At 61.9% G+C, this 12,867-nt stretch carries 12 protein-coding genes; all 12 read left to right on the top strand.

What is annotated here, in order from left to right; all coding sequences use genetic code 11:
• Position 1: 1 nt before the first annotated feature.
• Positions 2 to 1,492: a UDP-N-acetylmuramoyl-tripeptide--D-alanyl-D-alanine ligase gene (gene murF / locus J2Y41_RS18340; RefSeq protein ID WP_309930578.1), complete on the top strand. Its 1,491-nt coding sequence runs from the start codon at positions 2 to 4 to the stop codon at positions 1,490 to 1,492.
• Positions 1,489 to 2,598 (top strand): phospho-N-acetylmuramoyl-pentapeptide-transferase, encoded by a 1,110-nt coding sequence (mraY, locus tag J2Y41_RS18345; RefSeq protein WP_224089553.1) that lies wholly within the window; start codon positions 1,489 to 1,491, stop codon positions 2,596 to 2,598. The genes murF and mraY overlap by 4 nt, the downstream gene beginning before the upstream one ends.
• Entirely contained in the window at positions 2,580 to 4,169 is a 1,590-nt protein-coding gene (murD, locus tag J2Y41_RS18350) for a UDP-N-acetylmuramoyl-L-alanine--D-glutamate ligase (protein WP_309930581.1), read from the top strand. Before mraY ends, murD begins: the two co-directional genes overlap by 19 nt.
• A 2-nt stretch (positions 4,170 to 4,171) precedes the next feature.
• Positions 4,172 to 5,473, top strand: coding sequence for a putative lipid II flippase FtsW (gene ftsW / locus J2Y41_RS18355; protein WP_309930583.1), 1,302 nt, complete (start codon positions 4,172 to 4,174; stop codon positions 5,471 to 5,473).
• Positions 5,474 to 5,479: 6 nt separating this feature from the next.
• A complete protein-coding gene (gene murG, locus J2Y41_RS18360; protein ID WP_309930585.1) occupies positions 5,480 to 6,598 on the top strand; it encodes an undecaprenyldiphospho-muramoylpentapeptide beta-N-acetylglucosaminyltransferase in 1,119 nt (372 codons plus the stop codon).
• Positions 6,595 to 7,965, top strand: a complete 1,371-nt coding sequence (gene murC, locus J2Y41_RS18365; protein WP_309930587.1) for a UDP-N-acetylmuramate--L-alanine ligase — start codon at positions 6,595 to 6,597, stop codon at positions 7,963 to 7,965. The genes murG and murC overlap by 4 nt, the downstream gene beginning before the upstream one ends.
• The gene (locus J2Y41_RS18370) at positions 7,958 to 8,818 is read left to right on the top strand and encodes an FtsQ-type POTRA domain-containing protein (protein WP_309930589.1); all 861 of its coding nucleotides are present in this window, start codon (positions 7,958 to 7,960) and stop codon (positions 8,816 to 8,818) included. The genes murC and J2Y41_RS18370 overlap by 8 nt, the downstream gene beginning before the upstream one ends.
• 216 nt (positions 8,819 to 9,034) lie before the next feature.
• Positions 9,035 to 10,255 carry a cell division protein FtsZ gene (ftsZ, locus tag J2Y41_RS18375; protein WP_216922971.1) on the top strand — a complete coding sequence of 407 codons (1,221 nt, stop codon included), beginning with the start codon at positions 9,035 to 9,037 and terminating at the stop codon, positions 10,253 to 10,255.
• Between the two features lie 24 nt (positions 10,256 to 10,279).
• On the top strand, positions 10,280 to 10,990 hold the full coding sequence (locus J2Y41_RS18380) for a polyphenol oxidase family protein (protein ID WP_309930591.1): 711 nt from the start codon (positions 10,280 to 10,282) through the stop codon (positions 10,988 to 10,990).
• Positions 10,983 to 11,741, top strand: a complete 759-nt coding sequence (locus J2Y41_RS18385) for a YggS family pyridoxal phosphate-dependent enzyme (protein ID WP_309930593.1) — start codon at positions 10,983 to 10,985, stop codon at positions 11,739 to 11,741. Before J2Y41_RS18380 ends, J2Y41_RS18385 begins: the two co-directional genes overlap by 8 nt.
• 85 nt (positions 11,742 to 11,826) lie before the next feature.
• A complete protein-coding gene (locus J2Y41_RS18390) occupies positions 11,827 to 12,360 on the top strand; it encodes a cell division protein SepF (RefSeq protein ID WP_216922977.1) in 534 nt (177 codons plus the stop codon).
• Positions 12,361 to 12,467: 107 nt separating this feature from the next.
• Positions 12,468 to 12,755, top strand: coding sequence for a YggT family protein (locus J2Y41_RS18395; RefSeq protein WP_309930597.1), 288 nt, complete (start codon positions 12,468 to 12,470; stop codon positions 12,753 to 12,755).
• Positions 12,756 to 12,867 lie beyond the last annotated feature (112 nt).

Below are 12,867 nucleotides of genomic sequence, written 5' to 3' on the forward strand. Positions count from 1 at the left end.
GATGATTGCACTTACTGCGGCGGAGATCGCCCACATCACCCATGGCCGTTTAACGGGAGACGGGGACATCGCGCCCACTTCCGTCGTCACTGATTCCCGGGAAGCTACACCTGGTTCGCTCTACGTGGCGAAGCCCGGCGAACACGCGGACGGTCATGACTTCGTCGACGCTGCCTTCGAGCGGGGTGCCGTCCTGGTGCTGGCCGAACGCGAGGTCACCGATGTCGACGGCAAGCCGTATCCCGCCGTCGTCGTCGATGACGCCGTGCTCGCCATGGGAGCCCTTGCTGCCGAAGCAATCCGCCGCATCCGCTCCGCCCGGGAACAGCGCGGTGAGGAATTTACGGTCATCGGCATTACCGGGTCCGCCGGCAAGACCACCACCAAGGACCTACTCGCCGGCGTGTTGTCCCAAGCCGGGCCCACGGTGGCTCCGCGCGGCTCATACAACGGTGAGGTCGGCGTCCCGTTGACGGTCTTTGCCGCCGATACGGACACTCGCTTCCTCGTCATTGAGATGGGAGCCACCGGCATCGGGCACATCAAGTACCTCGCTGGTATGGTGCAGCCCGATATTGGTGTGGTGCTGGTGGTCGGCACCGCGCACGCCGGGGAATTCGGCGGTGTGGAAAACATCGCCACGGCCAAGGGCGAACTCGTTGAAGGGCTCAGTGAGCACGGTACGGCTGTCCTGAACCTGGACGATGGCCGGGTTTCCGCCATGAAGACCCGCACCAAGGCCAAAGTCCTGGGCTTTAGCGCCTCTCCAGCGACGAACGAAGACGTGGAAGCGCGCAACGTTGTGGTCAATGCAGAGGGCCACCCCGAGTTTGATCTTGTACTGCCCGACGGCGGCCCTTCCGTTCGCGTCCACAGCCGCCTGATCGGCGGCCATCACGTGACGAACCTGCTGGCTGCCGCTGCTGCGGCATTTGCCGCGGGCATCCCGGCGGCAGGCATTGCTTCCTCGCTTAGTTCCCAGTCCGCCGCCAGCCGCTGGCGCATGGAACGAACCGAACGCCCTGACGGTGTCACCATCATCAACGACGCATACAACGCCAATCCTGAGTCGATGCGGGCAGCACTGCGCACACTCGCTGATCTTGGACAGGGCAGACGGACCTGGGCCGTGCTTGGGGCCATGCTGGAGCTCGGCGAGGATTCCATCCGCGAGCACACCGCCGTGGGAACACAGGTGGTTCGCCTGAACATCTCCAGGCTCGTGGTGGTGGGACGCGAAGCGCGGGCCCTTTACATATCGGCCATCCAGGAAGGTTCGTGGGGAGACGAATGTTCGTTCACGGAGACTGCCGAAGAAGCTTACGAACTCCTGCAACGGGAGCTGCAACCCGGGGACCTGGTTTTGTTCAAGTCCTCCAATGGGGTGGGGCTGAGGCATTTGGGTGATCGGATAGCATTACCCCCACGGGCCGAGTCCACCGGGGAAAGCGCGGCTGAAGATGCCGCAAGCGAAGGGAACGAGCTGCTGTGATTGCACTTTTGATCGGCGCCGGCGTCGCCCTTCTGGTGGCCCTGATAGGGACGCCCCTGTTCATCAGGTTCCTGGTGGCAAAGAGCTATGGCCAGTTCATCCGCGACGACGGCCCAACCTCGCACCACACCAAGCGAGGCACGCCCACCATGGGCGGGACCGTGGTTGTTGCGGCGGTCCTGATCAGCTACTTCGTGACCCACTTGATCATGTGGATGATGAATCCACGGTCCGAGGGGCCCTCCGCGTCCGGGCTGCTTCTGCTGTTCCTCATGGTAGGAATGGGCTTCGTTGGCTTCCTGGATGACTACATCAAAATTTCCAACAAGCGCAGTTTGGGCCTGAACGCCCGTGCCAAGCTGATCCTGCAAGCCGCCGTTGGCATCATTTTTGCCGTTCTCGTGCTGCAGTTTCCCAACGAGGACGGACTCCGTCCGGCTTCCACGCAAATTTCCCTCGTCCGTGACATCCCCTGGCTGGATCTCGCCTTTGGCGGGACCATCCTGGGCGCAATTCTCTTTGTCATTTGGTCCAACCTCATTATCACTGCGGCTACGAATGGCGTGAACCTGACAGACGGCCTGGATGGCCTCGCGTCGGGAGCGTCCATCATGGTGTTCGGCGCCTACACGATCATGGGGATCTGGCAGAACAACCAGGCCTGCGGTTCGCCCCGTGAGGCGGGCAGCGGTTGTTACCAAGTACGCGACCCCATGGACCTGGCGCTCCTGGCGGCAATCCTGAGCGCCGCTTTGGTGGGCTTCCTCTGGTGGAATACATCACCGGCCAAGATCTTCATGGGTGACACTGGTTCCCTGGCAATCGGAGGCGCTGTTGCCGCCTTCGCAATCCTCTCCCGCACAGAACTTTTGCTGGCCTTCATCGGTGGTTTGTTCGTCCTGATCACCCTTTCCGTCATCATCCAGGTTGGCTTCTTCAAGCTGTCGGGTGGTAAACGCGTCTTCAAGATGGCCCCACTGCAACATCACTTCGAACTGAAGGGTTGGGCAGAGGTCACGGTTGTTGTCCGCTTCTGGATTCTTGCCGGGCTCTTCGTGGCCGCAGGCCTTGGAATCTTCTACGCTGAATGGGTGGTGCTGCTGTGAACGCAAACCAGGAGAGCTCGCAGTCGGCCAATGACCGCCTCAAGGATCTCACCAGCTGGGATGCTGATTGGCGTGGCTTGCGGGTGGTGGTGACAGGAATCGGCGTGTCCGGTTTTGCTGCCGCAGATACCCTCATCGAACTTGGCGCAAAAGTTGTGGTGGTGGATGCCTCGACCACGGCGAAAGCAGAGGCGCAGGCCGATACCCTGAAAATCGTGGGTGCGGTGGATGTACTGCTGGGCGAAGAGGCCGTTAAGGTCCTTCCCCTCATCGACGGCAACAAGCCCGAGCTCATTGTGACCTCGCCGGGATGGCGCCCGGACCAAGCCTTGCTGGCCGCCGCCAAACGCAAGCACATTCCCGTGTGGGGCGACGTCGAATTGGCGTGGCGCGTCCGCGAACGGGCTGGCCGGAAGACCGCTGATTGGCTCACCATCACCGGCACCAACGGCAAGACCACCACGGTTGGGATGACAGAGTCCATGCTGCAGGCGGCCGGACTCAAGGCCATTGCGGTGGGCAACGTAGGCACGCCCATCCTTGACGCGCTCAGGGATCCGGTGGAGTACGACGCTTTTGCGGTGGAACTCTCAAGCTTCCAGTTGCATTGGAGCCATTCGCTGTCACCGGTGGCCAGCGTATGCCTGAACGTCGCCGAGGACCACGTGGACTGGCATGGCTCCTACACGTCGTACCTTGCAGACAAAGCGAAGGTCTACGAGAACACGCAGAAGGCCGCCATCTACAACGCCGATCAAATTGAAACCGAACGCATGGTGGAGAACGCGGACGTCGTGGAAGGCTGCCGCGCGGTCGGATTCACCACGAACACCCCTGGCATCAGCATGCTGGGCGTCGTGAATGGATTGTTGGTTGACCGCGCGTTTATCGAAGAGCGGAAAAACTCAGCCGCCGAACTCGCGTCCATCTCCGATCTTGGGCCAGTGGCACCGCGCCATATGGTGGCCAATGCCCTGGCCGCAGCTGCCCTCGTCCGTGCTTACGGGGTTGAGCCTGCCGCCGTGAAGCAGGGCTTGGTCAACTATCTTCCCGGTGCACACCGTATCCAGCTCGTGGCCAAACACGACGACGTGCTGTGGATCAATGATTCAAAGGCCACCAACCCACACGCTGCCTCGGCCGCTCTTTCGGCTTTCCACAATGTGGTGTGGATCGCAGGGGGACTCTCCAAGGGCGTCAATTACGATGACCTCGTCAAGGAGCACGCTCCCCGTTTGAAGTCGGTTGTGCTCATCGGCACTGACACGGAGGCCTTGGAAGCGTCGCTCCAGCGACACGCACCGGATGTCCCCGTGATAGCCCAGCCCAAGGGCGACACTGAAAGTGTGCAGACCGCAGACGGTAACGCCTCCTCGCCGATTTTTGGTGAGACCATCATGGCCCAGGCTGTGAGGGCAGCGGCCAGCGTGGCGGAGCCAGGTGACACCGTGCTCATGGCTCCGGCGGCTGCATCCATGGATCAGTTCTCTTCCTACGCTCACCGTGGCGACGCTTTCGTCCAGGCAGTACGCGAGCTCGTGGAAGGGCAGGCAAAGACCACCGAGGAGTAACAATGGTCAGCACGCCCACCCGCAGCCGCGGCAAGGTTTCCGGGGATGTCGGGGCCCAGGCTCCGTCGGCTGCCCGCAGGAAGCCCGCCCGGCTTCGGGGCCACGTTCGCTCCTTCTGGGAAGGCCTGGAGGGCAAGAGCAAAGCTCCCAACAGCTCCACGTATTACCTCATTCTTGGATGCGCCCTGGCCCTGACCGCCATCGGTGTGATGATGGTGCTCTCCGCATCCAGTGTGGAAGCGATCTCCGAAGGCAAGTCGCCCTACGCCGATGCATTGAAGCAGGCGATGTTTGGCGTCGTCGGACTGGTGGCGATGTACCTGATCTCGCGGACCAACGTCAGCTGGATGAAAAGGCTCTCCTGGTGGGGCCTCGGTGCCGTTGTGGTCCTGCTGATACTTGTCCAGGTTTTCGGTCGCAGCACCCTGGGCAACCAGAACTGGATCGACATCGGCGGCATCAGCATCCAGCCCTCGGAAGTTTCGAAGCTGGTCCTTTGTGTTTGGATCGCTGCAGTCCTGGCACGCAAGGAGAAATACCTGCACCGCTGGATGCACGTGATCATACCGGTGGTCCCAGGGGCCGGCCTGGTCCTTGGGCTGATCCTCGTGGGCAATGACCTGGGCACAGCGATCGTTGTCATGGCCATCGTCGCCGCAGGGTTGTACTTTGCCGGAGTTCCCACAAAGATGCTGGCAATTGCGGGCGTCGCCGGAGCCATTGGCGCTACAGCCATGACAATCATCAGTCCAAACCGGATCTGCCGGGTGACGGCCTGGCTGGGCATGGCAGGGGATTCCTGCACTGCAGACTCCGACTTCACCTACCAGTCCACCAACGGCATGTATGGATTGGCGCAGGGCAGTTGGACCGGACTTGGGCTGGGGCAAAGCCGGCAAAAGTACAACTGGCTTCCAGAGGCCCACAATGACTTCATCTTTGCCATCATCGGCGAGGAACTGGGCCTGGTGGGCACCTTGGTGGTCCTGGTGTTGTTCGCCATCCTCGGCATCGCCATTTTCCGTGTCGTTGTACGGCAGACCGATCCGTTCCAGCGCACGCTCGCCGGTGGCATCATGGTGTGGCTCCTGGGACAGGCAAGCATGAACATGGCAGTGGTGACGCAGCTGCTTCCGGTGATCGGTGTTCCGCTGCCTTTCATTTCTGCAGGTGGCTCGGCCTTGGTGATGTCGCTGTGCGGCGTGGGCGTAGTGTTGTCCTTGGCCCGCGGACAGTTGCCACCACAACAGCGTCCCCGGCTCTTGCCGCGTCGTTTGTCCAAGACCGCACGAAAGAGTAAATAGCACTTCATGACTTCAGATTCCTCCCACGCGTCCAAGCCTTTGTCCGTCGTGCTTGCAGGCGGTGGTACGGCTGGCCATGTCAGTCCGTTGCTGGCCATCGCTGACGCAATCAAGGAAAAGCGTCCGGAAGCTGCCATCCTGGCTGTGGGCACGCCGTCGGGCCTGGAAACCAGGCTTGTCCCAGCGGCCGGGTACAAGCTCGCCACGATTGACCGGGTCCCGTTGCCACGAAAACCGTCCCTGGATCTCCTGAAGCTTCCGGGACGGTTGCGGGGAGCCGTCAAGCAAGCGGAACGAATCCTCCATGAGGCCCAGGCAGATGTCCTGGTGGGCGTGGGCGGCTACGTTTGCACTCCCATGTACCTGGCAGCCCGCAGGCGCGGTACGCCCATCGTGATCCATGAGGCCAACATGAAAGCAGGGCTCGCGAATCGCGTGGGTGCACGGTTCAGCCGCCATGTTGCCGTGGCGTTTGCCGGTACACGCCTTCGCGGCGCCCGCCATGTGGGCATGCCCATGAGCCGGGCAATCTCGGGACTGGACCGCTCCGGGGCCGCGCCTGCTGCCAAGGCTTCGCTGGGCCTCAATCCGGACCGTCCTGCCCTGATCGTGACTGGTGGGTCCTCCGGAGCCCTGAGCATCAACCGTGCTGTGGCTGCCGCCTTGCCCGAGCTGGCAGCTGCGGGGATCCAAACACTGCACATCACCGGTGCCGGCAAGGCAGTCCTGGATAACGACGGCGGAACCCTCGCCGCCGATGGGTACCGGCAGGTGGAGTACGTGGACGGAATGGAGGATGTCTACGCTGCCGCCGACATCCTGCTCGCCCGTGCCGGAGCCGCAACGGTCAGCGAAGTGGCAGCAGTAGGGGTTCCTGCGGTGTTCGTGCCCCTGCCCATCGGCAATGGTGAGCAAGCGCTTAATGCAGCCGCGCTGGTGGAGGCCGGCGGAGCGCTGATGGTCCAGGACAAAGATTTCACCCCGGAATGGCTCAAAGAAGAGCTCATTCCGCTCGTATCGGATCGCGGGAGGCTGGACGAAATGGCCCGCAGGTCCGAGGCCCTTGGCATCAGAAACGCCGATCAGCGCATGGCTGATCTTGTCTTGGAAGCGGTATCCGCATGACGCACGCGATTGCACCACTTGAGTCCCTTGGACGAGTACACTTCATCGGCATCGGCGGGGTGGGAATGTCTGCCATCGCCCGGATCATGGTGGCCCGCGGTGTTCCTGTGAGTGGTACTGACGCCAAGGACCTTCCGGTCATGCATGACCTGGCTGCAGCAGGTGCCCGCATAGCAGTGGGATACGACTCCGGCAATCTGGGTGATGCCCAGACTGTTGTTGCCGGCTCCGCAATCCGTGCTGACAATCCTGAGTTGTCGGCGGCCCGCGAGGCCGGATTGCCCGTGCTGCATCGTTCCGAGGCATTGGCTGCGACCATGGGCGGCCACAGGGTTGTCACCATCGCCGGCACCCACGGCAAGTCGACCACCACGTCCATGGTTGCGGTCCTGCTCAAGGAGGCAGGATTGGATCCGTCGTTTGCCATTGGCGCGAACGTCCCGGCGCTGGGGGTCAACGCGGCCCACGGTTCCTCGGACATTTTCGTGGCTGAAGCGGACGAGTCCGATGGCTCGTTCCTCAACTACCGTCCCCTGATCGCCGTCGTCACCAACGTGGAAGCCGACCACCTGGACCACTACGGAACCGCGGAAGCTGTTTTCGCCTCCTTCGATAACTTCGCAGCGCTCCTGCCGCCCCACGGAGTCCTCCTGGCATGTGCGGACGACCCCGGCGCCCGCGCGTTGGCGGAGCGGACAGCCGCCAAGGGAACCACGCGTGTGCTGACGTACGGGACAAGCCACGACGCCGATATCCGGCTTGGCGATGCTGGTCCGGGTGATGTGTCGGTAGCGGTGGATGGAGCCAGCTACACCTTGAACCTGCAGGTCCCCGGAAGGCACAACGCCCTGAACGCCGCAGCCGCATTCGCCGTCGCCTTGGAGCTTGGCGTAGCGCCAGAGACGGCAGCTACGGCACTTGGACACTTCACCGGTGCGTCCCGGCGCTTTGAACTTAAGGGGCAGGGGAGGGGCGTGCGTGTGTACGACGACTACGCCCACCACCCAACCGAAGTGCGTGCAGCCCTGTCCGCAGCCCGCTCCGTGGCTGGCGGCAACAAAGTCCACGTTCTCTTCCAGCCGCATTTGTTTTCCCGGACCCGGGAATTCGCTGCGGAGTTTGCATCGGCGCTGGATGCTGCGGACACGGCGTTGGTCCTGGACATCTACCCTGCCCGTGAAGACCCCATCCCCGGTGTCACTAGTTCGCTGATTGCTGACAGGCTCTCCCAGGGACGACTGGTCTCCGGCGACGAAGCTGTGGAAGCCATTGTGGCGGCCGCTGGTGAGGGTGACATAGTGCTGACCGTGGGAGCCGGAGATGTCACTGCCTACGGCCCGGTGATTGTGGAGGCGTTGGGTGGCTAGCACCCGCAAGCCAACCTTCAAGCCCGCGGCAGATTCCGGTCGGGAGAATAAGGGCCGTCCGGCGGGTGGTTCCCCGGCAAGCGTCATCAGCGCCCAGAGGTCAGTTGAGCCTTCTCCAAAAAACGGCCCGGACAATGTGATTGCTTTTCCCGAGCCGAAGGGCAAACGCAAGCGCCGGCTCCTGCTGTGGACTTTCGCCATCGTTTCGGCTTTCGTCGCGGTGCTCATAACGGGTGCCATCTATTCACCCGTGCTCGCGGTCCGGACCATCACGGTGGACGGAACCAAGCTGCTGACGCCTGAGGACGTGCAGAAGGCCTTGACAGCCGTGGAGGGCAAGCCGCTGCCGCAGGTGAGCGGGCAGGAAGTCAATGAGCTCCTGAAGCCCTTGGTCCAGGTACGTTCGGCAACCGTGGAGGCAAGGCCGCCGTCGGAATTGCTGGTGCACGTCAATGAGCGCGTACCGGTGGCCCTGTTGAAGCAGGGTGACACGTTTGTGATGGTGGATGTGGATGGTGTTCAGCTGGGAGCCACGCAGGATCAGTCCGCGGTGGCGCTGCCCCTGATCGACGCCGGTGCAGGTGCCACCAACACCGGGCTGTTTAAAGCGATTGCGGCTGTCCTGAACACTTTGCCGGCCGATGTGCTGGCCAGGATGTCCACGGCATCTGCTGCGTCGCCTGATGCCGTCGAGCTAAAACTGGTGGACGGAAAGACGGTAGTGTGGGGCAATGCCGAGGACAAGGAACTGAAGGCGAAGGCACTTGAGGCTCTGCTGAAGATGCCGCCGGATCCCAAAGTCCCCGTGAACGTCTACGACGTCAGCGTGCCCCGGCATCCATTCACCAAATAAAGAGCATTGAGCACGTAACCTGCGGGCCTCGGTGACCTTATTTCGCGACAATCAAGCGACACGCGCAAGCGGTCATTGCATGTGCGAAGCGGAGGAAATACCGTCGCAGTAGAGTTACTTGACATAACTATAACCTTCAACTAGAGGGTTAAGGTCCAAGGATTCAAGTTGGACTCGATCAGTTTCGCTATAGGACACAAGCAAGGGGCACGAAACGTGGCAGCACCGCAGAATTACTTGGCCGTCATCAAGGTCGTCGGCATCGGCGGCGGTGGCGTGAACGCAGTCAACCGCATGATCGAGGTCGGCCTCCGGGGCGTCGAGTTCATTGCCATCAACACTGACGCGCAAGCGCTCCTCATGAGCGACGCCGACGTCAAGCTCGACGTCGGTCGTGAGCTTACGCGCGGCCTCGGCGCCGGAGCCAACCCCGAGGTCGGCAAGCAGGCCGCCGAAGACCACGCTGACGAGATCGAAGAAGTTCTCCGCGGCGCTGACATGGTCTTCGTGACGGCCGGCGAAGGTGGTGGCACCGGAACTGGTGGAGCCCCTGTAGTCGCGCGCATCGCCCGCTCCCTTGGTGCGCTGACCATTGGCGTGGTGACCCGCCCCTTCACTTTCGAGGGCCGCCGTCGTGCGGGCTCCGCCGAAGCAGGTATCGATGCCTTGCGTGACGAAGTTGACACCCTGATCGTGATCCCCAACGACCGACTCTTGTCCATCAGCGATCGCAACGTCTCCGTCCTGGACGCTTTCCGCTCAGCTGACCAGGTACTGCTCTCCGGTGTCCAGGGCATTACGGACCTCATCACCACCCCGGGCCTCATCAACCTCGACTTCGCCGACGTCAAATCTGTCATGCAGGGTGCGGGCTCCGCGCTCATGGGTATCGGATCCGCACGTGGCGAAGACCGCGCCGTGAAAGCTGCCGAGCTGGCCATCGCCTCGCCACTCCTGGAAGCCTCCATTGATGGCGCGCATGGCGTGCTGCTGTCCATCCAGGGTGGTTCAGACCTCGGCCTGTTCGAAATCAACGAGGCAGCCCGCCTGGTGCAGGAAGTCGCGCACCCGGAAGCGAACATCATCTTCGGTGCGGTCATCGACGACGCCCTCGGCGACGAAGCCCGTGTCACGGTCATTGCCGCCGGGTTCGACGACGTCAAGGCAACCTCTCCGTCCATGGACCAGTCGCGTCCCGCGCAGAACCCCGTGCCTGCAGAGCGTCCTGCCGCGCCGAGTACCGCTCCGTCCAACGCGAATGCACCGCAGCATGCAACTGCAGGTATCGGCGCCGCCGGCCTGAGCAACTGGGGCCAGCAGCGTCCGTCGGCGCTCCCCGCGGACTCCGGCTTCGACGTCGACCTTCCGGCCGTTGTGGAGCCGGACCTGTCGGGTAGCCGCTCGGATGACCTCGACGTTCCCGATTTCCTGAAGTAAGCGGGCTTCGAGAGTCGATATCCCGTGTTTTGGTGGCGCAATGAAGTACGGCCCGGCGTTTCTGTTGCCTTCACGGACACAGGCGCCGGGAACCTGGCCCTCCATGTGGGGGACAACCCCGGGGATGTGACTGCGCGTCGTTCCCGGTTGGACGATGCCGCAGGCCTGGGCAACCGTAGCTTTCAGTACATGGACCAGGTCCATGGCAATGAGGTCGCGCTTATTTCGAGCTACGGTCCCGGTCCCACCGCGGATGCAATGGTCTCAGTGCCTTCGGGTGGCCAGGCTGCCCAGCCATTGTCGGTCATGGTGGCTGACTGTGTTCCTGTGGTCCTCATTGGAGATGCAGGCGATCGCGGTCCCGTCATCGCTGTCGCGCATGCAGGCCGGCCGGGCGTAGCCTCCGCTGTTGTCCCGGCAACCGTCAACGAGATGCGCATGCTCGGTGCCCTGAACATCAGTGCCTGGCTGGGGCCTTCTATTTGCGGCTCCTGCTATGAGGTTCCCGAGCAGCTTCGCGAAGAAGTTGCCGAGGTGGCACCTGCCGCCTGGTCGAGCACATCGTGGGGAACGCCGGCTTTGGACCTTCCCGCCGGTGTTCGCGCCCAGCTGGCCGAAGATGGCGTCACCGTTGAGTACTCGGGGGAATGCACCCTGGAAAATGACTCCCTTTTTTCCTACCGGCGGGATTCCCGTACCGGGCGATTCGCAGGTTTGGTGTGGACTCATGACTAGCCTTGGGCAAGATAACGCGGTGTCCGGCGTTGCAGGTTCTGATGCCCGCACCACTGAACTCGCCCGGCGGCTTGAGATTGTTCAGACGCGGATTTCCGCGGCGACGGCTGCGGCGGGACGCGTGGATCTGCCAGGGCTGATCGTCGTGACCAAGTTCCACCCGGCAGCTGATGTCCGGCGACTATCCACGCTGGGTGTCCGGGATTTCGGCGAGAACCGGGACCAGGAGGCTGCAGGCAAAAGCGCCGAACTCACGGACCTGGACGTCCGATGGCATTTCATTGGCCAATTACAGAGCAAAAAAGCGAAATCAGTGGCTAAATACGCCTACTCGGTGCAGTCTGTGGATCGTCCCCAGGTGATTGAGGCACTTGAAAAGGCAGTCGCCCGCGAACAGGACGCCACAGGCCGGAATGACCTTGAGTGCTACATCCAAGTCAGTTTGGATGACGACGCCGGGGCGCACCGTGGTGGGGCGCGGCCCTCGGACGTGGAATCCCTGGCGGCAATGATCGCTTCCGCGCCAGGACTGAGGCTCGCCGGGGTGATGGCTGTGGCCCCGCTGGATGCAGATCCTGAAGCGGCCTTTGAGCGGCTTGCGGGTGTTTCCGCAGGACTTCGGACCAATCATCCGGCTGCTTCAGGGATATCAGCGGGGATGAGCCAGGACCTTGAGGCCGCTATCAAGTTTGGGGCGACACACCTGAGAATTGGCTCCGATATTCTCGGTTCGCGTCCGGCCGTGGGGTAGCGTCAAAGTATTGGAATGACGGGCCGGGGTTCCAATATGTCAAGTCATGGCGGCCCGCCTACTGCAGAAACGATAGGAGTGCACCATGGCTGGCGCTCTGCGCAAGACAATGATCTATCTTGGGCTCGCCGACGGCGATGAACACTACGAATCTGAGCAGGCCGTCGCGCACCACGACGAAGAACGCCCCCAGGCACAGGACCGGGAAGAGCGCCGAGCGCCTGCACCCGTCCGGGAAGTTGTCCGTGAAATGCCCACTGTTGACGCCGAAGAGGAATACCGCGCACCCGTGACACCCATTAAGCGTGCGGCGTCGAGCCGCGAAGATGCCTCGGGTTTGAGGCAGATCACCACAGTCCATCCGCGTTCTTATAACGACGCCAAGATTATTGGCGAAAGCTTCCGGGATGGCATTCCCGTGATCATGAACGTCACTGATATGGGCGAGGCAGATGCCAAGCGTTTGGTGGATTTCTCGGCCGGTTTGGTCTTTGGCCTCCATGGCAGCATCGAGAGGGTGACCAACAAGGTCTTCCTGTTGTCGCCGTCCTATGTTGAAGTCATCGGGGACGACAAGAAGGCCAGCGAAACGCAGGCCAGCTTCTTCAACCAGAGCTAAGAACGATCGCTACGATGATGCCAGGCGGGTCAACCTGCCTGGCATCTGTGTTGCAATAGTAAGGACCGATCGGCGTTCCGGAACAAGTGGGAGATCTGAGCTAACTCGTGGGCATTGTTTTCGGCCTTATCTATATTGTGTTGTTGCTGTTTTTCATTGCCCTTATCATCAGGCTGATCTTCGAATGGGTTCAGATGTTCGCCCGTCAATGGCGTCCCCGCGGTGTGGCGTTGGTAACAGCCCATGTTGTCTACTCGGTGACAGACCCACCACTGAGGAGGCTTCGCAAGTTGATACCTCCACTGCAGCTGGGTGGAATCTCCCTGGACCTGGGCTTCCTGATCCTGATTATCGCCGTGAGCATTGCCATGGCGGTGAGCAGCAGCCTGGCGTAGCTGCGCAGTGATGCTGTACCGCGGAACCGGGGGCTCGCGATGGGTCTGAAGGCCGCAAATTCTCCAATTCAACACGATGGTGTTGAATTGGAGGAACCAGATGATATTTAGG

The sequence above is a fragment of the Arthrobacter sp. 1088 genome (assembly GCF_031455315.1).
In the GTDB taxonomy this organism is placed as follows: Bacteria; Actinomycetota; Actinomycetes; order Actinomycetales; family Micrococcaceae; genus Arthrobacter.